The organism is Pseudomonas sp. TWRC1-2, from assembly GCF_049896685.1.
Taxonomy (GTDB): Bacteria; Pseudomonadota; Gammaproteobacteria; order Pseudomonadales; family Pseudomonadaceae; genus Aquipseudomonas.
Genome location: NZ_JAFCUU010000002.1, coordinates 58,479 through 79,221, shown reverse-complemented (window position 1 = coordinate 79,221; position 20,743 = coordinate 58,479). Strand labels below are relative to the sequence as shown.

Here is a 20,743-nt window from a genome sequence, read left to right as displayed (position 1 = left end):
AGGAGAGCAGGATGAAATTCAGTGAACAATGGCTGCGTGGCTGGGTAAGCCCGCAGGTAGATCGCGACGAGCTGGTTGCTCGTCTGTCGATGGCCGGTCTTGAGGTCGATAGCGTCACGCCGGCCGCCGGTGTTTTCAGCGGCGTCGTGGTGGGCGAGGTGCTGAGCACCGAGCAGCACCCGGATGCCGACAAATTGCGTGTGTGCCAGGTCAGTGACGGCGCGCAGACGTTCCAGGTCGTGTGCGGAGCGCCTAACGTGCGCCCGGGCCTGAAGATTCCGTTTGCCATGATCGGCGCCGAACTGCCGGGTGACTTCAAGATCAAGAAAGCCAAGCTGCGTGGCGTTGAATCCAACGGCATGCTGTGCTCCCAGGCTGAACTGCAAGTGGGCGAAGGCAACGACGGCCTGATGGAACTGCCGGCCGACGCGCCAGTGGGCCAGGACATCCGCGTTTACCTGGAACTCGAAGACGCCAGCATCGAGGTCGACCTGACCCCGAACCGTGGCGACTGTCTGTCCCTGGCCGGTCTGGCACGCGAAGTGGGTGCGTTGTATAACGTCCCGGTTACTCGTCCGGTGGTTGCCGCCGTGCCCGCTGTGCACGATGAAGTGCGCCCGATCGAAGTCTTGGCTCCCAACGCTTGCCCGCGTTACCTGGGCCGTGTGATCCGCAACGTCGACCTGTCCAAGCCAACCCCGCTGTGGATGGTTGAGCGCCTGCGCCGCGCCGATGTACGCAGCATCGACGCTGCCGTCGACATCACCAACTACGTAATGCTGGAGCTGGGCCAACCGCTGCACGCGTTCGATCTCGCCGAAATCAACGGCGGCATTCGCGTCCGCATGGCCGAAGAAGGCGAGAAACTGGTCTTGCTCGACGGCCAGGAAGTGGCCCTGCGCGCCGATACCCTGGTGATCGCCGATCATTCCCGCGCCCTGGCCATTGCCGGCGTTATGGGTGGCGAGCACAGCGGCGTGTCCGCGACCACGCGTGATATTTTCCTTGAAAGTGCGTTCTTTGATCAGATCGCCATCGCTGGCAAAGCCCGTTCCTACGGCCTGCACACCGATGCCTCGCACCGCTATGAGCGTGGTGTGGACTGGAAGCTGGCCCGTGAGGCCATGGAGCGCGCCACTGGCCTGCTGCTGGAAATCACCGGCGGCGAAGCTGGCCCGATCACTGAAACCGTGAGCGAGCAGCACCTGCCGTCCGTTGCACCGATCACCTTGCGTGCCAAGAGCGTCGAGCAAATGCTCGGCCTGGTGATCGAGCCGGCTCAGATCGAGCAACTGCTGTCGGCCCTCGGCCTGAGCATTGCCGCGAGCGGGGAAGGGCAGTGGCACGTCGAAGTGCCAAGCCATCGCTTCGATATCAGCCTGGAAGTTGACCTGATCGAAGAACTGGCCCGCCTGTATGGCTACAACCGCCTGCCGGTTCGCTACCCGCAAGCACGCCTGGCGCCGCAGCCTAAAGCTGAGGCCCGTGCGCACCTGCCGGAGCTGCGTCGCCTGCTGGTCGCCCGTGGCTACCAGGAAGCGGTGACCTACAGCTTCATCGATCCTAAACAGTTCGAGCTGTTCAACCCGGGCGTCGAGCCACTGCTGTTGGCTAACCCGATCTCGAACGACATGGCGGCCATGCGTTCGTCGTTGTGGCCGGGCCTGGTAAAAGCACTGTCCCACAACCTTAACCGTCAGCAAGACCGCGTGCGCATGTTCGAAAGCGGTCTGCGTTTTGTCGGCCAACTCGACGGCCTGAAACAAGAACCGATGCTGGCTGGCGTGGTGTGCGGCAGCCGCCTGCCTGAGGGCTGGGCCCAAGGCCGCGACGCCGTGGACTTTTTCGACGTCAAGGCTGACGTGGAAGCAGTTTTGGGCTTTGCCGGCGCGCTCGACGATTTCACGTTCGTGCCGGGCAGCCACCCAGCGTTGCACCCAGGCCAGACTGCGCGTATCGAACGCGAAGGGCGCCTGGTGGGCTACGTAGGTGCCATCCACCCGGAGTTGTCGAAAACCCTCGGTCTGGACCGTCCGGTATTCGTTTTTGAGCTAGTCTTGGCGGAAGTCGCGTCGGGCAAGATGCCTAAATTCAGCGAGTTGTCGCGCTTCCCTGAAGTGCGTCGTGACCTGGCCCTGATCGCCGATCGCGAAGTCGCCGCCACTGCCGTTCTGGATGTAATCCGTGAAAATGCAGGGGAATGGCTGACAGACCTCAGGCTATTTGACGTCTATCAGGGTAAAGGCATTGATCCGCATAGAAAAAGCCTTGCAGTTGGCTTGACCTGGCAGCATCCATCGCGCACTCTTAATGACGATGAGGTGAATACCACGACACAAAATATCCTCACCTCGCTTGAACAAAGGTTGAACGCCACGTTAAGGAAGTGACGTATGGGGGCTTTGACGAAAGCTGAGATGGCGGAACGTCTGTACGAAGAGCTGGGTCTGAACAAACGCGAAGCCAAGGAATTGGTCGAGCTGTTTTTTGAAGAAATCAGGCACGCTCTGGAAGACAACGAACAGGTCAAATTGTCCGGTTTCGGCAATTTTGACCTGCGGGACAAACGCCAGCGGCCTGGCCGCAATCCAAAAACGGGAGAAGAAATCCCGATCACGGCTCGCCGTGTGGTCACCTTTCGTCCAGGGCAGAAGTTGAAGGCCCGAGTTGAGGCTTATGCTGGAACCAAGTCATAACGACGAACTACCCGTCATCCCAGGCAAACGCTACTTCACCATTGGTGAAGTCAGCGAGCTCTGTGCGGTCAAGCCGCACGTGCTGCGCTATTGGGAGCAGGAGTTTCCTCAACTCAACCCCGTCAAACGCACCGGGAACCGTCGGTATTATCAGCGCCAGGATGTGCTGATGATCCGACAGATCCGCGCGTTGCTGTACGACCAGGGGTTCACCATCAGTGGCGCGCGCCAGCGCATGTCCGGTGATGAAGCCAAAGACGATACCACCCAATACAAGCAACTGATCCGCCAGATGATCTCCGAACTCGAAGATGTGCTGGTGGTTTTGAAGAAATAACGTCGGCTTTTAAAATACTTCCACATTTCAAAAGCTTGCGGTATATTCCGGATCGCTTCGTAGCGAAGCGAACCCAGTAACACGCCTAGTCGGGGCGTAGCGCAGTCCGGTAGCGCACTAGCATGGGGTGCTAGGGGTCGAGTGTTCGAATCACTCCGTCCCGACCATATTTTTCAATGACTTAGCCGAACTCTAACCAGTTCGGCTTTTTCATGCGTAGGGACTTTTGCGGGGGATCAGCCCGATTTCCTTCTCAAGATAGTCAGCGCTGGCCCCCTAGAGTCAGTTGCCGACACTTTGTTCGCAGCCTCAATCAGGTGCTGCAGCTCCGGGGTAGAATAGTGGCTGGTGATGCTGCCGTTCTTATGCCCCAACAATGCCTTCCTATCTTCCTCTGACACGCCTGCTGCACGTAGTCTTCTGCCGACGGTGTGCTTCAAGTCGTGAACGCGGAAAGCCCTGAACCCTGGATGCGCCGGCGACTGGTTGGCTACCTCCCACTTGTCCGCCGCGCGCTTCCTGGCCTTCCTCCAGGCGGAGTCGTTCATTCTGTCCATGGTAGTGGCCCCATATTGATCTGGCTGTCCGTAGGGGAACACCAGGTCTTTGTGCAGGCCGCGTTGCTTGTCGATGATGTTCATCGCCACTCTGTTCAGGATCACCAGGCGTTCATCGCCGTTCTTCACACCTGCTTTATTACTTCGCCCGCCGAATCCGGCAGGTATCAGAAACACGCTGGTGTTCAGATCAGGCACCCGTATCTCCCATTCCCATTTCAACTTGCACACTTCCTGCTCCCGGCACCCCGTGTTTACCTTGTAGAGGGCCATCCTCAACAGGTGATCCGGCAGTTCAGGGAACAGAATCGCCTGCTCTTCCCAGGACATCGGGTAGGGTTTCCGGGCAGACCTCTTTTCCTCAAGCATCGATATCATCGGCACGCTCTCCAGCCACGGCCGCTTTTCAGCATCGTGCCACTTGCGGTGGCATAGGTTCAAAATCCTGACGACGCGCTGCAGTAGGGCGCATGGAAGGGAAGATCGAATCCCTCACAAGCCAGGTCGCGCAGCTCACGGCAACGGTCATCTCGCAGAGCGAAGAGATCGCCCGACTGCGAACCAAGCTGGGAGGCATCAACTGATGGACAGATGCGCAATCAACTTCATCGCCCGCCATTGGTGGCGGCGCGCCGAAGTATGGGTCATTGCGATCCTGCTGGTGTTCGGCGGGCTGACACTTGGCTACCAAGCCGGCGTGTGGTCCGCCAGTAGCGAGCAGACCAAACAGCTTGCCGAGGTTCGCGCCGCTTACGACGCCGCACTGGGCAAGCGCGACCTGCGACTGACTACCCTGGCCGAGAAGACCCAGGACGCTGCAGTGAAGGTGCAAGACGCTTCACGCTCCGCAGTCCAAGTGGCTGATACCGCTAGCAAGGCGGCCGAGAAGGTCAGCGAAGCGGTAGAGCGGCAGGCGCCGTAATCCGCGCCACGTTTTCGAATGCGCCAAATCGTGGCGCGCAATCATGAGGAATCCCCCATGGATAAACAGCACAAGAAAATCACCGGCTACCGCGACCTGAGTCAGTCCGAGATCGACGGCATGAACTCGATCAAAGCTCTGGAAGCCGACGCCGGCGAGCTGTTCAAGCAGATCGGCCAGATTGAAGGCGTTGACCCGCGACTGTTAGCGTTGGCAAAGTCCAATCTGCAGCAGGGTTTCATGTGGTTTGTGCGCTCGATCGCTAAACCTGCCGATCCGTTCAGCTGATGAGCAACGTAACCCGCCTGCGCCACGCGCTGCCGATGAGCCAGGACATCAACAAGGCACTGACCGACCTGGATGTGGCCATCGCCAAGGCGGTCGACGCTGCTCGGGTCGCCGGAATCCCTCAAGGGCTGATCGTCGCGGAGCTGCATGGGCACGCACACGTACAAACCCACATCATGGTGAGTTGAATAGCCGTTAAGGAGCTGGGGTGAGATCAGGCAGTTAACGTTTTATCCCCATGCAAGCATCCAATGAGTCTTTGCTCCGTTCCAGCGCCGCCAGTGTCTCTTTGCGCTGCTCTCCTCGAGTCGAGAATACATCCAGTGCCGATATAGCGAGTTTGCTCTCCAGTCTTGAAATATCTTGCCTGTAGGGTTCGCAGCGTTTATCAGATGCCGTGAGTGCTTTGTAGGTTTCAGCTTCTGCCTTAGAGTTCAAAGCGTCCCGATTGATGGAGGCGAGTTGTTTATCGAACTCTTCGAGACGAACCTCTTTCGTGGCGAGATCAATTCGGCTTTGGAGCAGTGAATCGTTGAGCTGCTTGTTTTCGAGGTGAGCTGACTCAAGGTCCTTTCTCACCTCCGCCAACGTGTCAGTCAGGTGTTTGACGTCGCTTCTAAGTTGACTTCGTTCATCTACGACATTGATCGCAAAAATTAACAGTACTGTGAAGCTTGCAAACCACGTCCCGTCCTTTAGCAAGCTAAGAAGTTTGAATCTTGGGGGCTTAGGTTTTTGATGGCTCAGGTCTTTCATTTCATTAAGCTCTAGGTCGTTCGTTACACACGAGAACCTACCATCTCAAAGACGTTATGGGGGAGTCGTGAAAAGGCCGATGCCTGCTGCTTCGTTGCTCGATCCCTTAGATTTTGTCTTCTCACAATATTCGCCTGACCCCAGCTCCAGAGGTGTGGGACTGGCTCCAGGCCGAGATCCTTGCCGAACCGGTAGCATTCACAACGAAGACCATGCCCACCTATTGGATGCAGACATCCGGGTGATGTGGGCGTCATCGAGCTTCGAGAAGCAGGGCAGAACAGTTCTTGGCCAGGCCGAACAGGTAGCGTTCCGCGCCGGCGGTTGGCAGAAAGCCCGGATGGAGCAACAGATGCGTGATTGGTTCGCCGAGCAGGCCGGCCTGCACAAGGATGATTTGGCCGCAATAGCTAAAGCCGCCAGCGCGCAAGCCCGCGCAGAACAGAACAAGCGCCTGGCCATCGAGCAGGATCTCGCGGCCCAGGACCAACAACACACTCGAGAACTATCCGATGCTCAGCGCAACCAGGCTCTCCTGCGTGACCGTCTTGCTACTGCTGATGTGCGGCTGTCAGTCCTCCTTGCCGACGATCCAGCCAGTGGCTGCAACGTGCCTACCGCCGCCGGCACCGTCGGCGTGGTTCATGCAGCCCGTCGAGCCCAACTTGACCCAGCGCATGTTCAAAGAATTATCGGCATCACCGACGCCGACGACCAAGGATTGATCGCGCTGCGGGCCTGTCAGGGTTATGTGAAAAGCATTTTAACTTCGCACTGGAGGAGTTATTAAGTTATGGATAAGCAGTCCTTTTTGGCGCTTTTGTCTTGCTCATCGCTGCCGTCGATTTTGTGACCAGCGCATTGGGGTAGGGGTTTTCCTAACCGCTGTTTCAACATTCCTACACTTAAATAGAGGTTGTCGGATGGTTGCGATGATGTCAATGAGCCATTGTTTTGCTAGAAGCTCGATCACCGGTCCACCAGCGGCTACAGGTTATGAGTGGGAGACAAGCAGTGATCGAGCGGACTCCAACCATTCTGCAGCTTTGGCTCCGCTTCCCGTGAGGGGTGGCAGCCTGCTATGGGGGGCTTTCCGTTGACTAAACGTGATGCCCAGACTCATGTCTTAAGGCGCACTCCAGTAAATTTGATGCCTGTTGAGAGCGCCACTCAAGCTAGGGCACTAGCAGTCGATAAAGAGTGATGTCGATACGACATCATTCGATCTTTGCATTAAAAATCTAAAAGTCCGAGCCAAGGATGCTCCACCATTCGAGCATACATATGTATAGCAAACTCAGTATTTCCCAAAAGCTCTACCTCAGCTTTGCCGCCATCGTGTTTCTGTTGGGCATCCTTGTCATCAGCGCATACCGTGGGTTTGGACAGGTCGACAGTGCGATCAGCAGCAACGTCCACAGTTATCGCGTGTTAAGTCAGTCCAAGATAGCCCTTGAACAGTTGATCAATATCGAGACCGGTATGCGCGGCTTCGTCATCACCGGCAAGGACAACTTTCTTGAGCCCCAGATTGCCGGTGAAAGTAAATTCTCTAGCAGTCTTGCGACGCTCAAAGAACTGACGATTGATAACGCCGAGCAGCAGAAACGGCTTGCCTCATTGGAGCAGCTACAAAAGCGGTGGCTGGACGAAGACGTTCATTCGATCATCGCGCAACGGCGTGAGCTGACGCAAAGCGGCACCTCCGGTGATTCGCTGAATCAGCGCATAAGCAGCGGCGCAGACAAAGCCAAAATGGATGGCATGCGCGGCATTATTGCAGAGCTATCGCAGGCAGAAGACGTTCTGTTGGCAAGCCGCACTCAAGAGATGAACAACGCCAAGGATCGCGCGATTACGATTCTGGTGGCCGGTGGTTTGATTGCGGCCTTTTTGGCGGTCATCCTCGCCTATGCTTTAGGCCGCACCACGCGCGCCCGCCTGCAAGTGGCTATAGACGCGGCGACAGCGGTTGCCGAAGGTAGATTGGACACCGTGATTGATACCAGCAGCAGCGATGAACTGCCCAGGGCATTTGATCGCATGCAAACGCGCCTGCGGGAAATGATTCAGCAGATCAATCAAGCTGCCAGTCAATTGATTGAATCCGTACAGAAGATTTCAGGAGCTTCGGAGCAGCTTTCCAGCGCGGTAAACGAACAATCAAACTCGGCATCCGCGATGGCGGCCACGGTTGAAGAACTTACGGTAAGTATCAACCATGTATCCAACAACGCAGGCGAGGCCGGCGGACTCGCTCATCGCTCTGGTCAGCAATCAATAGATGGATCCACTGTCATCCAGAACACACTGACTAGCATGAATGGTATCGCGAAGACCGTGCAGCATGCCTCAACCAAAGTGTCAGAGTTGGGCCACCATTCCGAGCAGATATCTACCATTATCAGTGTTATTCAAGGCATCGCAGATCAAACCAATCTCCTCGCCCTCAACGCTGCCATTGAGGCTGCTCGAGCGGGTGAACAAGGCCGCGGCTTTGCAGTAGTCGCCGACGAGGTACGGTTGCTCGCGCAGAACACCGGTAAATCTACCCAGGAAATTGCCGGCATGATCGACAAGATCCAACTCGGAGTCCGTGAGACTGTGGAGAGTATGCGCAGCGGCGTGATGGAAGTTAGCCAGGGTGTGGAAATGGCGGAGTCAGCTGGCAAGGCTATTACCGAAATTAGTCAAAGCTCTGGCCAAGTGCTCGAGGTGGTCGAACAGATTTCTTTGGCCTTGCGTGAGCAAACAGCTGCAAGTCAGGACGTCGCACGTAACGTCGAACGATCTGCACAGATGGCTGAGCAAAATAATCAGTCTGTGCAAGATCTTCTGCGCACCAGCAACGATTTGAATCAGTTGGCGATAGGACTTAAACAGGAAGTAGGTCGGTTTCGTCTGTAATGGAGTGGCAGAAACCATATTCTTGATCAAGCCCAACCTGCAAAGGTTGGGCTTTTTCATGCGCGCTATTTTTTCCGTGGGCTGCCTGTTGGCACCCGTCAGGCGCCAGTGGCGCGCTGCTTGAGGTAATCCACAAACGGGTCGATATCCGTGCTGCACAGCAAATGAGCGATCGCGCGCACCTCGGTTTCCGGCCATTCCCACCAGGCGGACTGTTCGAGGATCTGGCGGGTGGGCTCATCGAAGCGCCAGCGGATATGTCTGGCGGGGTTGCCGCCCACGATGGCGTAAGGGGCAACGTCCTTGGTCACAATCGAGCCGGCCGCGACGACCGCGCCATTGCCGATGGTGACGCCGGACAGAATCTTCGCGTGCGAGCTGATCCAGCAATCATTGCCAATGATCACGTCGCCCTTGCTGCCACCAAAATCAGTGATGTGCGCAAGGCTTTTGACCTTGGCCGGGAAGGGGTAGCAACTGAGCCAATCGGTGCGATGATGGCCTCCCAGGTACACTTCGACATTGCCGGCAATGGACGTGTAGGCGCCCACGCGCAAGGTCGTGCCTTCATGCCAGTCGTGAACCTTCAGGTCCCCGTAGGTCCCTATGCCAAAGCTGTAGTCGGGGTAACGGTTGCGCAGTTTCTGCGTCGAACGCTCCAGGGGGGAGAGCGCGCGCAATGCCTTGCGCGCTTGGTGTTCGCGCCATTTACGCAATAGTTTCATGCGTCGAGCCTTCTTGCAGAGGTTGAAATCAGGTCGCCATCCTGAGCAATGGGTGGCTTCTATGCAAGACGAAAATGCGCAGGGTAATGGCCGGGAGAACCCTGGCACGTAAGCGTTTAACTGCCAACCACCGCCAGCAGCAACAGTCCCATCAACGTCACCAGCAGCGTTAATCAGGCACGCCAGGCGCACCCACTGACCTTCTTCCACACCCTGGTCCTGGACGGTTTCGACGGGTCGATCCTGTCCCAGGTGCACCATTGCTACCCCGTCATCGGCGAAGTGGATTTCGTGCTGATACTGAATGTCGCCAGCCTGCGGGAATACCAGGCGCTGGACCGGGTCAAGGTGGGGCTAAAAGTACCGGTCAGTTGAGCGCTTCATTGCCTGAAAAAAAATCGCCGATGCCTGTCCCTTTTTTTCACCTCGCCTGTCATTCATGGCAAGTGAATCAAATCGAGAGCTTCCGCCAATGCCCGCCGTCCCACCCTTGCGCCTGCGCCCGTTATTGAACTTGAGCCTGATGCTGAGCCTCAGTGCCAGCCCATTATTCGTCCCGATCAGCTACGCCGAAGACAGCAGTGCTCGGCGCAGCTACCAGGTGCCGGCTGGCAGCCTGAGCGCGGCGCTGACCCGTTTCGCCGGGTTGTCGGGGGTTAATCTGTCGGTAGATCCTGCGTTGGTCAGCGGTCGCAGCAGCAGTGGCCTGGCCGGCGAATATGGCGTGGAGGAGGGCTTTGCTTACCTGTTGCAAGGCTCCGGCCTGCAGTTGCAACCGATGGGTGAGCAGGCGTACAGGCTGGTGCCGGCGCCCGAAGGCAGCAGCCTGCAATTGGCGCCGACGTCAATCATCGGCAGCGCGGGGCAGGAGGGCGGCGATACCTACGCTGGCGGGCAAGTGGCGCGTCGTGGCTCGCAGGGCTTGCTCGGTTCGCGGGACTTCATGGAAACGCCGTTCAGCATGACCACCTACACCGAGGAAGCGGTGAAGAACCAGCAGGCGCGCACCCTCGGCGACCTGATCGCCAGTGACCCCTCAGTGCGCGCTACCAACCCGGCCGGCGGGCGCTATGAGCAGTTCACCATTCGCGGATTCAGTCTGTTCAACAGTGATGTGGCCTACAACGGCCTGTACGGCGTGTTGCCGACGTACACCATCGACATGGAAATGGCCGAGCGCGTCGATATCCTCAAAGGCCCGAGCCAGTTGATCAACGGCATCTCACCACGCGGCAGCGTCGGCGGCGGAATCAACGTGGTGCCCAAGCGCGCCACCGACAAAGACATCAATTCGTTTACCGGCACCTGGGCTTCCGGCAGCCAGGCTGGCGGTGCGGTGGACGTGGGCCGGCGCTTTGGTGAGGACAACAAATTCGGCATCCGTTTCAACGGCGTGAAGCAGTCTGGCGACACCGAATGGGACCACCAGAGTGTCGACCGTGAGATGGCCGTACTGGGCCTGGATTTTCGTGGCGAACGTCTGCGCCTTTCCACAGACATCGGTCACACCGAGCGTGACACCGATGCCCCGCAGGAGCGTGTCCAGATCGGCCCGAATGCCCGCGTGCCGAGTGCCAGCGATGTGCGCCGCAACTACGCGCAACCCTGGAGCAAGGCCAGCACCAACGATACGTTCGGCACCGTCAACGGCGAGTTCGACCTCACTGATAGCGTGATGCTCTACGGCGGTGTTGGCGCGCGGAAAAGTAATCACGACTTCCTGCGCCACGCAGTGTCCGTCACCAACAACGCTGGGGATTTCAGCGTGCAGCCGCGTGATTTCACCCGTGACGAAAACGTGCGTACCGCCACGGCGGGAGTGCGCAGTTGGTTGCACACCGGCCCCGTCAGCCATGAGCTCAACCTGGCTGCCAGCTACTTCTATATGGACTTTGAAAATGGCGGGGCGCGGTACGCGGCGGCGCCAAGTAACCTTTACGACCCCGTGCAAACCCCGACCCCCTCGCGGCCGACGCGCTTCGATTCCAAGGTCTACACAGAGAATAAGTTCAGCGGTGTCGCGCTGTCCGACACCCTGGGTTTCTTTGACGACCGATTGCTGCTGACCCTCGGCGCGCGCTGGCAGCGGGTGAAGGTGGATGACTGGACCGACAACGTCAAAGGTGACACTGCCTATGACGAGGAAAAAGTCTCGCCGTCGGGTGGCATCCTCTTCAAGGCCACCGACACGTTGTCGCTGTATGCCAACTATATGGAAGGCCTGAGCCAGGGCAAAATCGCACCTTCTACCTCGATCAACGAAGACGAAATCTTCCCGCCGTTCATCAGCCGCCAGGTCGAAGTCGGTGCCAAATACGACGCGGGCGCCTTTGCCGTCACCGCCGCCGTGTTCCGCATCAAACAGCCAGCCTATGAGACCAACGCCACCACGCGGGTGTTCGGCCCCAACGGCAAACGCCAGAACGACGGGGTGGAGCTGAGTGTGTTTGGCGAGCCGCTCAAGGGCTTTCGCCTGCTCGGTGGCGTGATGTACATCGACAGCGAGCTGACCCATACCACCAACGGCACCTACGACGGCAACCGCGCACCGGCCACGCCCAAGTACAACGTGAACCTGGGGGCGGAATGGGATGTGCCGACGCTCGAGGGTTTGACCCTGACCAGCCGGGGCATTTATTCCAGCTCGCAATACCTGGATCAGTCCAACGTGAAGGAAATTGATGCCTGGAACCGCATCGACGTTGGCGCGCGTTACGCCTTCAAGGTGGATGACAAACACATCACCTTGCGCGCCAATATCGAGAACGTCGCCGATAAACGCTACTGGAGCTCGGCCGGGGCCTCGGATGACAGCGAACCGGGGCTGACCCTGTCGACACCGCGTACGTACTTGCTTTCGGCCACCGTCGACTTCTAACTGCGCAACTTGAGGGCGAATGGGCTTGTCGTGGCAAGCGGGCTTGATGTGGCGAGCGGGCTTGCCCCGCGTTGGGCTGCGAAGCGGCCCCAAAACCTGCCAATGAGTTCTGACTGAAAAAACTGCGGTGACTGAATAGGGGCTGCTGCGCAGCCCAACGCGGGGCAAGCCCGCTCGCCACAACAAGCCCGCTCACCACAACGGCCACCGCTCGCCACAGCAGCCCAACTGCCAACAGGATGTACAGCGCCTGTAAATGAAAAAGCGTTAATAAGAATGTTTTTTGATTGCATCGCCCCGATATGGAATAGTACCCGCCGTTTTCCCCAGCCTGTCCAGCCGGGGTGTTCCAACGCCGAGGTCCCTGTCATGCGAATGCTGCGCTCCATCCCGACCCTTGCCGCCTGCCTCCTGGCGTTCTCGTCCAGTGTGTTAAGCGCTGCGCCCATCGACCTCAATGATGGTCAGCACGCAGTGCACTTGCCGGATGTGCCCAAGCGCGTGGTGGTGCTGGAGTTTTCCTTTCTCGACAGCCTCGCCGCTGTTGACGTTACGCCCGTAGGCGCTGCCGATGATGGCGACGCCAACCGAGTGCTGCCACGCGTGCGCCAGGCCATCGGCCAATGGACATCCGTGGGCCTGCGCTCGCAGCCGAGCATCGAGGAGATCGCCCGGCTCAAGCCGGACCTGATCGTCGCCGACCTCAATCGCCACCAGGCGCTGTACAGCGACCTGTCGAGCATCGCGCCAACCTTGCTGTTGCCTTCGCGTGGCGAGGATTACCAGGGCAGCCTCAAATCCGCCGAACTGATCGGCAAGGCCCTGGGCAAAAGCCCGCAGATGGAGGCGCGTATTGCGCAGAACCGCGAGCATTTGCAGGCGATTGCCAAGCAGATACCCGCCGGTGCCAGCGTGCTGTTCGGCGTCGCCCGGGAAGACAGCTTTTCCGTGCACGGCCCGGACTCCTATGCCGGCAGCGTGCTGCAAGCCATTGGCCTGAAAGTACCTTCGGTGCGCGCCAACGCCGCCCCCACCGAGTTTGTCAGCCTGGAGCAATTGCTCGCGCTGGATCCGGGCTGGTTGCTGGTCGGTCACTACCGCCGCCCAAGCATCGTCGACACCTGGAGCAAGCAGCCGCTGTGGCAAGTGCTTGGTGCGGTGCGTAACCACCATGTGGCCGAAGTCGACGGCGACAGCTGGGCGCGCAATCGCGGTGTGTTGGCCTCGGAGCAGATCGCCGAAGACGCCCTGGCCATTCTCAAAGGCGGCAAAGCCGTACTGAGCCAATAAGCATGGGCCGAAGTCTCGCGGCAGCGAGTATCGTGCTGCTGGGCGCTTTATTGTTCTGGCTCTCTTTGTACAGCTGGTCGCCGTTCACCCTCACGGCGGCGGATGCCTGGAATGGCTTGGTTCACCAGGGCAGCGTGGGCGGCAATATGGCCTATATCGTCGCCCAGTTGCGGGTGCCGCGAGCGGTATGCGCGGCCTTGGTCGGGGCTTGCCTGGGCCTGGCCGGTGCACTGATGCAGGGCATTACCCGCAACCGCCTGGCATCGCCGTCGCTGTTTGGTGTAACGGCGGGTGCGGCGCTGGGGTTGGCATTGTTCTCGACCGGCTTGGTCGCGCCACCCTTTGCCGGCGGCGCATTGTTGATGACCTGCGTGGGCGGCGCATTGGCCTGGATTACCGTGTTCAGTCTGGGCGGTGCGTGGTCGCCCGCCACCGCCCAAGGCCGGCTGGTATTGGCCGGCGTGGCCGTGGCGGCGCTGTGCGCAGCATTGACGCGGCTCACGGTGATTCTGGTCGAGGCTCAGGCACAAAGCGTGCTGAACTGGCTGGCCGGCTCCCTGGCGAACGTCGGCGCGGCCCAGGTGCAATTACTCTGGCCTTGCACCTTGATCGGCGGCCTGTGGGCGCTGTGGTGCGCGCCGCGCCTGAACCTGATCAACCTGGGCGAAGACGCTGCACGCTCGCTGGGCGTGGGCATCGCCAGCCTGCGTCTGCAGGTATTTTTCGCCAGCCTGTTGCTGGTGGGGGCCAGCGTCTGTGCCGTCGGCCCCATCGGTTTTGTCGGGCTGATCGCGCCGAATATCATTCGGCAATTTCTCGGCAATGACTACCGCTGGCTGATCCCGCTGAGTGCAGCCCTGGGCGCGGCGATCGTGCTCGGCGCCGACTTGCTCAGCCGCGCTGTGGCCTTTCCGGTGGAAACCCCGGCGGGTGTGGTGACCGCGCTGATCGGTGCGCCGTTCTTCCTCTTTCTTGCCAGGCGCGCGCTATGACCCAACCCCGATTACGCCTATGGCTGTTGCTCGGCATGTTGCTGGTCGCGACCGGTGTCAGCCTCAGTGCCGGCACGGTGTGGCTCACCCCGGAAACGGTGCTGGACCGTCTGCTGGCCCACAACGCCCTCGACTTCGAAGTGTGGAACCATCGCCTGCCACGCAGCCTGATCGCCATCCTCGCCGGCTGCGCGTTCGGCCTGGCCGGGGCGATTGTCCAGGGTGTGATTCGCAACCCGCTGGCCTCGCCGGAAATCCTCGGCGTCACTCAGGGCGCCGGGCTGGCACTGACGGTGGCGATCATCGGATGGCCGCACATGCCGATTGCCTGGTTGCCCCTGGTGGCCTGCCTCGGCGGTGCCGGTGGCGCCTTGCTGCTCGCGCTGTACAACACCGGCGTGAGTTTTTCCGGGGTGCGTTTCGCGCTGTCGGGCGTGGCGATTGCGGTCACGTTGTCCAGCGTTACTGAATTTCTGATCCTCTCCCATCCGCTGGATATCAACACCGCCTTGCTCGCATTGACCGGCAGTTTGTGGAGCCGCAACTGGCACCACGTGGCGCTGGTGTTGCCGTTTCTGCTGCTGATTCCGTTGGGCCTGTGCCTGGCCAAACCGCTGAACCTGATCGCCCTGGGTGACGAAGCCGCCCACAGCCTGGGCACCGCACTGACCCGCACGCGTTGGTTGGCGATGGCGTGCGCGGTGGTCCTGACCAGCCTCGGCGTGGGGGTGATCGGGCCGATTGGGTTTATCGGCCTGGTCGCGCCGCACATGGCGCGGCGGCTGGTCGGAGGGCATCACCTGTATCTGCTGCCGGCGGCGATGCTGATCGGCGCGCTGTTGCTGGTGCTGGCCGACACCCTCGGGCGCACGTTGATCGCGCCCAGCGAAATCCCTGCGGGGGTGCTGACGGCGGTGATTGGCGCGCCGTATTTTCTTTGGTTGCTGGCACGGTTCAAGGGCTGATGACATGAGCATTTTAAAAGCACATCAACTCGATATCGGCTACGGCGCCACGCGCATCGTGCAGGGTTTGTCGTTCGCGCCGCCACCGGGGCGTGTCACTGCGTTGATCGGACCCAATGGCTGCGGCAAGTCCACCTTGCTCAAGGCCTTCGCGCGCATCCTCAAGCCAAGCCAGGGCGAGTTGACGTTGGGGGATCAAGCCTACGCCAGCCTGTCCGCTCGTCAGTTGGCACAACAGATCGCATTTTTGCCCCAGGTGCTGCCGGTGCCGGAAGGCGTCAGCGTGCGCCAACTGATCGCTTATGGCCGCAGCCCGCATAACTCGCTGTGGGGGCGCCTGAGCGGCAACGACCAGGCCCACGTGACCCAAGCCATGCAGCGCCTGGAGCTCGACGCCCTTGCCGACCGTGCCCTGGCGGACCTGTCCGGAGGCCAGCGCCAACGCGCGTGGCTGGCGATGGTGCTGGCGCAGAACGCACCGGTGGTGCTGCTCGACGAACCCACCACCTACCTCGACATCAGTCACCAGGTCGAACTGCTCGACCTGATGGGCGAACTGGCCGCCGAAGGCAAGACCGTGATCACCGTGCTCCACGACATCAACCAGGCCTGCCGCTATGCCGACCACCTGGCGGTGATGCACGGCGGCAAACTGGTCGCGCACGGCGCGCCCGCCGAAGTGATCAGCGCCGAACTGATGCGTCAAGTATTCGATGTGCAGGTGCAGATCATGCGCGAGCCGGTGGCCGGCACACCGATGTGTCTCGTGGAAAAAAGCACCCGAAATCAAGCCTGACGCCACTCAACTTGCTACTGACCACCATGCCCTGCGTGGCTTGATGTGAAATGCAGTTAAAACTGTGGGAGCGGGCTTGCTCGCGAATGCGGTGGGTCAGCCACCTGATGTGTTGGCTGACACGCTCTATTCGCGAGCAATCCCGCTCCCACAAGGCCTGGCCTCAGTTGGCTTCAGCGCTCCACACGGCTTTCTTCAATTCAATGGCCTTGGGCAACAAACGGTTCTGATAAAACAGATCCGCCGTCGCTTGCTGCGCCTGGATGACCGTCTCGTCAATCGGCAGGATCGGCGACGGCGGGCGGTTATCCATATAGCGGGCAATCACCTCGGCAGGCAGGCCCATAAAGGCGGTCAGCACCTTCAAGCTGTCTTCACGTTCGCTGCGGGTGAGCGCTTCGGCGGCACTGAGTTCACCCAGCAGCGCTTGGATAAACGCGCCGTTCGCCTGTGCATACTCACGCCGTGCGGTGTACACCGGCCCCGACAAACCCAGGCCCTCGCCGTTGGCCAGCACATGGCTCGGGCTCTGGCTCAAAGCCAATGACGAATAGGGTTCCCAGATCGCCCAGGCGTCCACGCTGCCTTGCTCGAACGCCGCGCGTGCGTCGGCCGGGGGCAAGTACACCGGTTGAATATCCTGATAGCGCAGGCCGGCTTTATTCAAGGCGCGCAGGATCAGGTTGTGGGAGCTGGAGCCCTTCTGGAAGGCCACTTTCTTGCCCTTGAGGTCGGCAACCGAGTGCAGTGGGCTGTCGTTGCGCACCAGGAGGGTTTCGGCGGTTGGCTTGGGCGGTTCGGCGCCGATGTAGACCAGGTCGGCACCGGCCGCTTGCGCGAACAGCGGCGGGATATCGCCGGTAGAGCCTACATCCAGTGCGCCCACGTTCAGTGCCTCAAGCATCTGCGGGCCGGCGGGAAACTCGATCCATTTCACCGCGGTGTGTGCAAAGCGCTTTTCCAGCAAGCCGTGTTCCTTGGCGAGTACCAGGGCGATAGAGCCTTTCTGGTAGCCGATGCGCAGGGTGGCGGGGTCGGCCGCCAGCGCGGTGTGGGTGACGGCCAGCAAGGTCAGCAACAGCAAAGGGATTTTCATGCCTGAGCCGCCTTGAAACGATTCGCCGGGCGCACTAAACCGAGGTGTTCCCTGAGTGTGCTGCCGGTGTAGTCGGTCCGGAACAGGCCGCGCCGCTGCAGTTCGGGCACCACCCACTGGGCAAAGTCCTCAAGCCCTCCCGGCAAATGCGGCACCAGGATATTGAAACCATCGGCCGCAGCGTTTTCGAACCAGCGTTGCAGCTCATCGGCAATCTGCAGCGGCGTGCCGATCAGGCTGTAATGCCCGCGACCACCGGCAATCCGCCGGCCCAGTTGTGCCAGCGTCAGTTGCTCCTGGTGCGCCAGGTCACTGAGCAATTGCTGGCGGCTGCGTTGCCCGCTGTCGGTCAATGGCAGCGGCGGTAACGGCCCGTCCAACGGGTACTTGGACAGGTCGAAATTACCCAGCATTCGCCCCAGCAAAGCCACGCCCACCTCGGGCTCGACCAACGCCTGGAACGCCTCGAATTTCGCCTGTGCCTCAGCCTCGGTTGGCCCCACTACCACAAACACGCCGGGCATGATTTTCAGCGCGTCGGCCTCACGCCCGTAGCCGCCCAGGCGCCCTTTGAGGTCGGCATAAAACGCCTGCGCATTGGCCAGCGACGTTTGCGCGGTGAACACCACGTCGGCGGTCTGCGCAGCCAGCTCCCGGCCGGCTTCGGAAGAACCCGCCTGCACGACCACCGGCTGGCCCTGTGGCGAGCGGGCCACGTTCAACGGGCCCTTGACCCGGAAATGCTCGCCGACGTGGTCCAGCACATGCAGTTTCGTCGGGTCATAGTAGTGGCCGCTGGCTTTGTCGCGCACAAAAGCGTCGTCTTCCCAACTGTCCCATAAGCCAGTCACCACCTGATGAAATTCCCGCGCCCGGCTGTAACGCTCGCGATGGCCCAGGTGCTCATCCCGGCCAAAGTTCTGCGCCTCGGCGGCATTGTCCGAGGTCACCAGGTTCCAGCCGGCGCGCCCGCCGGACAGGTGGTCCAGCGAGGCGAATTTGCGGGCCACGTGGTAGGGCTCGTTGTAGCTGGTGGTCGCCGTGGCGATCAGGCCGATTCGCGCCGTTACCGCACTCAACGCCGAGAGCAACGTCAGCGGCTCGAAGTGATCCGAACGCGCCATCTGGCTGGCGATCTCACCCGTGGCGGCGGCAATGCTGTCGGCCACAAACAGCGCGTCGAACTTGGCCGCCTCGGCGATCTGCGCCAGGCGTTTGTACTGGGCGAAATCCAGCCCGGCGTCGGCCGGCACGTCCGGGTGGCGCCAGGCGGCGACGTGGTGCCCGGTGGCCATGAGAAAGGCGCCGAGTTTCAATTGACGGCTCATGCTTAAAAATCCTTGCGCAGTTGCACGCCGAAGTAACGTTCATCGTCACGGGGCACGGCGCGGTAGATGTAGTTGCCGCCGCTGGCCAGCAGCGGTGAATAAGACTTGTCGGCGAGGTTCTTGGCCAACAGCGCCACGCGCCAGCCATTGCTGTAATCGGCCAGGGCCACGCTGGCGTTCCAGATGCCGTAGGCGCCTTGTTTGGTGTCGAGGTTCTGGCTGATGTCGTACTGCACTTCGCTCTGCCAGCTGTAGTCGGTGCCCAGCTCAACGTCCAGGCCGTTCTCCAGCGGGATGCTGTAGTCGGCGCGCACGTAGCTTTTCCAGTCCGGGCTGAACGGCAGTGGTTTGCCATTCACGTTGCACGTTGCCGCCGCACCGGCGGGGCAGGCGAATTCGTCAATACGCGCACGGGTGTAAGCCAGGGCCCCGGACAGCTTGAGTTGCTGGGTGGCCTGCAAGGCGTAATCGAGTTCGACACCCTCAGTGCTGACGCTGCCGGCGTTGATCAGGCGCGTCACGACTTGGCCGGCGACCGTGTCGAAAAAGTTGGCCTGGTAGTTGTCGTAGTCGCTGTGGAAGACCGCAAGGTTGGTGGTCAGGCGATTGTTCCAGCTGGTGGCCTTGATCCCGGCTTCCCAGGTGTTGGAGGTTTCTGGCTTGAGCGCGTTGGTGTCGCGCGGTTGCATGTTGAAAAACACGTTGTACGCCGGGCCTTTGTAGCCACGTGAGTAGGTCAGGTAGCTGGTGATGCTGTCGCTGATGTCGTATTGCACGCCCAGCCGCCCGGACCAGCCGTCCTCGTCTACCGAACCGGCACTGCGGGTGGCCGGTTGAATGCCACTCACCGTGGTGGCGGAGGTCGACACGCGGCGGTGATCGTATTTCAGCTCGTCGTGGGTGTAGCGCAGGCCGGCGATACCGCGAAAGCGTGAGGTGAAATTCAGCGTGGTTTCACCGAATGCCGCGTAGCTGTCGCTGGTGGTGCTGTAGTCGGCAATGCCTCGGTCGGTGCGCGCCGGGGTGGTCAGCGTGCGCTGGTAGGTCTCTTCGTCTTTGCCATGCATGTAGAACAGGCCACCGACGTACTCCAGGAACTCACCCTTGGGCGAGGCCAGGCGCAGTTCCTGGGAGTACTGGTCGAAGGCCAGCTCGCCCTTGTCGGCGGTGCCGGGGAAGGCGGCGGTTACGGTGCCGAGGCGGTCGCCATCCTGGTATTGGGTGTTGTCCCAACCGCGCCAGGCGGTGATCGAGGTCAGGGTGTAGTCGCCCAGGTTCCAGTCCAGCTGCGCCGACAACCCTTTGTTGGTGTCTTCGACATGGCTGCGCGTGTCGGTGTTGATATCGCGGTTGTCGCTGGACGCGCGCACCGGGCTCAACGCATTGGCAAACGCGGGTGTCAGCGACTTGCTCACCACGCCATTCGGGCCGTCGTCATGGGCCTGCATATAGTCGGCGATCAAGGTCAGTTTCACCTCATCACTGGGGGTGAATTCCAGCTTGCCGCGAATACCTTTGTGGTTGTAGCCGTTGACCTCCTGGCCGTTGTTTTTGTTATCCACATTACCGTCGTAACTGCCCAGCAGCGTGCTGATCGAGCCCTTGAGCACCCCCGGCACCAGGCTGCCACCAATGCCAAAACGCGTGCGGCTTTCATTGCCGCTGTAATACGACTGATCGATATAGCCGTGGGTCTCGGCGGTCGGTGCCTTGCTGGTGATGTTCAGTACGCCGGCCGAGGCGTTCTTGCCGAACAGGGTACCTTGCGGGCCGCGCAGCACTTCGATGCGCTCAAGGTCCAGCAGGTCGAGGGTGGCCTGGCCTGGGCGCGCATACACCACGCCGTCGATCACTGTGGCCACGGTCGGTTCAACGCCTGGAGAGGTGGAAATGGTGCCCACGCCGCGCACGAACAACGAGGTGTCCTTGTTCGACGCGCCGGTGCGAAAGTTCAGCGACGGCACTTGCTGCACGATGCTCGCCACGCCGTTGCGGTTGTCGCGCTCAGTTGTTCGCCATCGAGTACCGAGACCGCCACCGGGATTTTTTGCAGCGACTCTTCACGCCGCGTCGCGGTAACCGTGACGGATTTGAGCGTGGGTTCTTGCTCATCGGCGGCAAATACGCCCGGCGCGGGGAGGGCGGTCAGCCCGGCGAGAAACAATAAATGAGTGTGACGTGGAAAGTTGTGCATGCTGTGCCCGCTCCAA

Annotated in this window: 18 protein-coding genes, 1 tRNA gene and 3 pseudogenes; 16 read left to right on the top strand and 6 right to left on the bottom strand. The window is 60.4% G+C overall.

All coding sequences use genetic code 11. From position 1 onward, the window contains the following. The first annotated feature begins 11 nt into the window (after positions 1 to 11). The 4 genes from pheT to ACP7B3_RS04680 all read left to right on the top strand — a co-directional run bounded on the left by pheT (position 12) and on the right by ACP7B3_RS04680 (position 3,200). A complete protein-coding gene (pheT, locus tag ACP7B3_RS04695) occupies positions 12 to 2,390 on the top strand; it encodes a phenylalanine--tRNA ligase subunit beta (protein WP_426178194.1) in 2,379 nt (792 codons plus the stop codon). A 3-nt stretch (positions 2,391 to 2,393) separates the two neighbouring features. After that, a complete protein-coding gene (gene ihfA, locus ACP7B3_RS04690) occupies positions 2,394 to 2,696 on the top strand; it encodes an integration host factor subunit alpha (RefSeq protein ID WP_002553164.1) in 303 nt (100 codons plus the stop codon). After that, positions 2,677 to 3,033, top strand: coding sequence for a MerR family transcriptional regulator (locus ACP7B3_RS04685; protein ID WP_003174972.1), 357 nt, complete (start codon positions 2,677 to 2,679; stop codon positions 3,031 to 3,033). Before ihfA ends, ACP7B3_RS04685 begins: the two co-directional genes overlap by 20 nt. Positions 3,034 to 3,123: 90 nt before the next feature. Beyond that, positions 3,124 to 3,200: transfer RNA gene (locus tag ACP7B3_RS04680), tRNA-Pro, on the top strand. Positions 3,201 to 3,269: 69 nt separating this feature from the next. Here ACP7B3_RS04680 and ACP7B3_RS04675 read toward each other — a convergent pair. Then, positions 3,270 to 4,052 (bottom strand): annotated as a pseudogene (locus tag ACP7B3_RS04675) (tyrosine-type recombinase/integrase); the annotation flags it as partial. On the opposite strand from ACP7B3_RS04675, the pseudogene ACP7B3_RS04670 reads away from it, so the two are divergent. The 4 genes and pseudogenes from ACP7B3_RS04670 to ACP7B3_RS04655 form a co-directional block, all read left to right on the top strand. After that, positions 4,046 to 4,174: pseudogene (locus tag ACP7B3_RS04670) on the top strand (chemotaxis protein); the annotation flags it as partial. The pseudogenes ACP7B3_RS04675 and ACP7B3_RS04670 sit on opposite strands and share 7 nt — an antisense overlap. Then, positions 4,174 to 4,512, top strand: a complete 339-nt coding sequence (locus tag ACP7B3_RS04665; protein ID WP_426178192.1) for a hypothetical protein — start codon at positions 4,174 to 4,176, stop codon at positions 4,510 to 4,512. The pseudogene ACP7B3_RS04670 and the gene ACP7B3_RS04665, both read left to right, overlap by 1 nt. A 57-nt stretch (positions 4,513 to 4,569) precedes the next feature. Beyond that, a complete protein-coding gene (locus ACP7B3_RS04660) occupies positions 4,570 to 4,800 on the top strand; it encodes a DUF7681 family protein (RefSeq protein WP_426178190.1) in 231 nt (76 codons plus the stop codon). Then, positions 4,800 to 4,988: a hypothetical protein gene (locus ACP7B3_RS04655; RefSeq protein ID WP_262210325.1), complete on the top strand. Its 189-nt coding sequence runs from the start codon at positions 4,800 to 4,802 to the stop codon at positions 4,986 to 4,988. Before ACP7B3_RS04660 ends, ACP7B3_RS04655 begins: the two co-directional genes overlap by 1 nt. 34 nt (positions 4,989 to 5,022) lie before the next feature. Here ACP7B3_RS04655 and ACP7B3_RS04650 read toward each other — a convergent pair whose 3' ends face one another. After that, positions 5,023 to 5,556: a hypothetical protein gene (locus tag ACP7B3_RS04650; RefSeq protein ID WP_426178188.1), complete on the bottom strand. Its 534-nt coding sequence runs from the start codon at positions 5,554 to 5,556 to the stop codon at positions 5,023 to 5,025. 223 nt (positions 5,557 to 5,779) lie between these two features. Between ACP7B3_RS04650 and ACP7B3_RS04645 the strand changes: the two genes are divergently transcribed. Then, positions 5,780 to 6,346 carry a lysis protein gene (locus ACP7B3_RS04645; protein WP_426178186.1) on the top strand — a complete coding sequence of 189 codons (567 nt, stop codon included), beginning with the start codon at positions 5,780 to 5,782 and terminating at the stop codon, positions 6,344 to 6,346. A 494-nt stretch (positions 6,347 to 6,840) separates the two neighbouring features. Then, positions 6,841 to 8,463, top strand: a complete 1,623-nt coding sequence (locus ACP7B3_RS04640; protein WP_426178184.1) for a methyl-accepting chemotaxis protein — start codon at positions 6,841 to 6,843, stop codon at positions 8,461 to 8,463. A 98-nt stretch (positions 8,464 to 8,561) separates the two neighbouring features. Here ACP7B3_RS04640 and ACP7B3_RS04635 read toward each other — a convergent pair whose 3' ends face one another. Next, positions 8,562 to 9,188: a CatB-related O-acetyltransferase gene (locus ACP7B3_RS04635; protein WP_145165871.1), complete on the bottom strand. Its 627-nt coding sequence runs from the start codon at positions 9,186 to 9,188 to the stop codon at positions 8,562 to 8,564. Positions 9,189 to 9,440: 252 nt separating this feature from the next. On the opposite strand from ACP7B3_RS04635, the gene ACP7B3_RS04630 reads away from it, so the two are divergent. The 6 genes from ACP7B3_RS04630 (at position 9,441) to fecE (ending at position 16,109) form a co-directional block, all read left to right on the top strand. Next, complete coding sequence (locus ACP7B3_RS04630; RefSeq protein WP_426178182.1) at positions 9,441 to 9,563, top strand: hypothetical protein; 123 nt, start codon at positions 9,441 to 9,443, stop codon at positions 9,561 to 9,563. 97 nt (positions 9,564 to 9,660) lie between these two features. Then, entirely contained in the window at positions 9,661 to 12,066 is a 2,406-nt protein-coding gene (locus tag ACP7B3_RS04625) for a TonB-dependent siderophore receptor (protein ID WP_426178180.1), read from the top strand. Positions 12,067 to 12,441: 375 nt separating this feature from the next. Beyond that, positions 12,442 to 13,356 (top strand): Fe(3+) dicitrate ABC transporter substrate-binding protein FecB, encoded by a 915-nt coding sequence (locus ACP7B3_RS04620; RefSeq protein ID WP_426178639.1) that lies wholly within the window; start codon positions 12,442 to 12,444, stop codon positions 13,354 to 13,356. Between the two features lie 2 nt (positions 13,357 to 13,358). Further along, positions 13,359 to 14,348: an iron-dicitrate ABC transporter permease FecC gene (gene fecC / locus ACP7B3_RS04615; RefSeq protein WP_416363028.1), complete on the top strand. Its 990-nt coding sequence runs from the start codon at positions 13,359 to 13,361 to the stop codon at positions 14,346 to 14,348. Then, positions 14,345 to 15,313 carry a FecCD family ABC transporter permease gene (locus ACP7B3_RS04610; protein ID WP_145165875.1) on the top strand — a complete coding sequence of 323 codons (969 nt, stop codon included), beginning with the start codon at positions 14,345 to 14,347 and terminating at the stop codon, positions 15,311 to 15,313. Before fecC ends, ACP7B3_RS04610 begins: the two co-directional genes overlap by 4 nt. 4 nt (positions 15,314 to 15,317) lie before the next feature. Next, positions 15,318 to 16,109, top strand: a complete 792-nt coding sequence (gene fecE, locus ACP7B3_RS04605; protein ID WP_416363029.1) for a Fe(3+) dicitrate ABC transporter ATP-binding protein FecE — start codon at positions 15,318 to 15,320, stop codon at positions 16,107 to 16,109. 163 nt (positions 16,110 to 16,272) lie between these two features. Here fecE and ACP7B3_RS04600 read toward each other — a convergent pair whose 3' ends face one another. The 3 genes and pseudogenes from ACP7B3_RS04600 to ACP7B3_RS04590 all read right to left on the bottom strand — a co-directional run bounded on the left by ACP7B3_RS04600 (position 16,273) and on the right by ACP7B3_RS04590 (position 20,727). Next, positions 16,273 to 17,205: a sulfonate ABC transporter substrate-binding protein gene (locus ACP7B3_RS04600; protein WP_426178177.1), complete on the bottom strand. Its 933-nt coding sequence runs from the start codon at positions 17,203 to 17,205 to the stop codon at positions 16,273 to 16,275. Next, positions 17,202 to 18,533 carry an LLM class flavin-dependent oxidoreductase gene (locus ACP7B3_RS04595; RefSeq protein ID WP_426178175.1) on the bottom strand — a complete coding sequence of 444 codons (1,332 nt, stop codon included), beginning with the start codon at positions 18,531 to 18,533 and terminating at the stop codon, positions 17,202 to 17,204. The genes ACP7B3_RS04600 and ACP7B3_RS04595 overlap by 4 nt, the downstream gene beginning before the upstream one ends. 2 nt (positions 18,534 to 18,535) lie before the next feature. After that, a pseudogene (locus ACP7B3_RS04590) lies at positions 18,536 to 20,727 on the bottom strand (TonB-dependent receptor). Between the last annotated feature and the right edge of the window lie 16 nt (positions 20,728 to 20,743).

Excerpts from the sequence above, each read along its gene's own strand:
- pheT (WP_426178194.1), top strand. The coding sequence starts at position 12 with ATGAAATTCAGTGAACAATGGCTGCGTGGCTGGGTAAGCCCGCAGGTA.
- ihfA (WP_002553164.1), top strand. The coding sequence starts at position 2,394 with ATGGGGGCTTTGACGAAAGCTGAGATGGCGGAACGTCTGTACGAAGAG.
- ACP7B3_RS04685 (WP_003174972.1), top strand. The coding sequence starts at position 2,677 with ATGCTGGAACCAAGTCATAACGACGAACTACCCGTCATCCCAGGCAAA.
- ACP7B3_RS04665 (WP_426178192.1), top strand. The coding sequence starts at position 4,174 with ATGGACAGATGCGCAATCAACTTCATCGCCCGCCATTGGTGGCGGCGC.
- ACP7B3_RS04660 (WP_426178190.1), top strand. The coding sequence starts at position 4,570 with ATGGATAAACAGCACAAGAAAATCACCGGCTACCGCGACCTGAGTCAG.
- ACP7B3_RS04655 (WP_262210325.1), top strand. The coding sequence starts at position 4,800 with ATGAGCAACGTAACCCGCCTGCGCCACGCGCTGCCGATGAGCCAGGAC.
- ACP7B3_RS04650 (WP_426178188.1), bottom strand. The coding sequence starts at position 5,556 with ATGAAAGACCTGAGCCATCAAAAACCTAAGCCCCCAAGATTCAAACTT.
- ACP7B3_RS04640 (WP_426178184.1), top strand. The coding sequence starts at position 6,841 with ATGTATAGCAAACTCAGTATTTCCCAAAAGCTCTACCTCAGCTTTGCC.
- ACP7B3_RS04635 (WP_145165871.1), bottom strand. The coding sequence starts at position 9,188 with ATGAAACTATTGCGTAAATGGCGCGAACACCAAGCGCGCAAGGCATTG.
- ACP7B3_RS04625 (WP_426178180.1), top strand. The coding sequence starts at position 9,661 with ATGCCCGCCGTCCCACCCTTGCGCCTGCGCCCGTTATTGAACTTGAGC.
- ACP7B3_RS04620 (WP_426178639.1), top strand. The coding sequence starts at position 12,442 with ATGCTGCGCTCCATCCCGACCCTTGCCGCCTGCCTCCTGGCGTTCTCG.
- fecC (WP_416363028.1), top strand. The coding sequence starts at position 13,359 with ATGGGCCGAAGTCTCGCGGCAGCGAGTATCGTGCTGCTGGGCGCTTTA.
- ACP7B3_RS04610 (WP_145165875.1), top strand. The coding sequence starts at position 14,345 with ATGACCCAACCCCGATTACGCCTATGGCTGTTGCTCGGCATGTTGCTG.
- fecE (WP_416363029.1), top strand. The coding sequence starts at position 15,318 with ATGAGCATTTTAAAAGCACATCAACTCGATATCGGCTACGGCGCCACG.
- ACP7B3_RS04600 (WP_426178177.1), bottom strand. The coding sequence starts at position 17,205 with ATGAAAATCCCTTTGCTGTTGCTGACCTTGCTGGCCGTCACCCACACC.
- ACP7B3_RS04595 (WP_426178175.1), bottom strand. The coding sequence starts at position 18,533 with ATGAGCCGTCAATTGAAACTCGGCGCCTTTCTCATGGCCACCGGGCAC.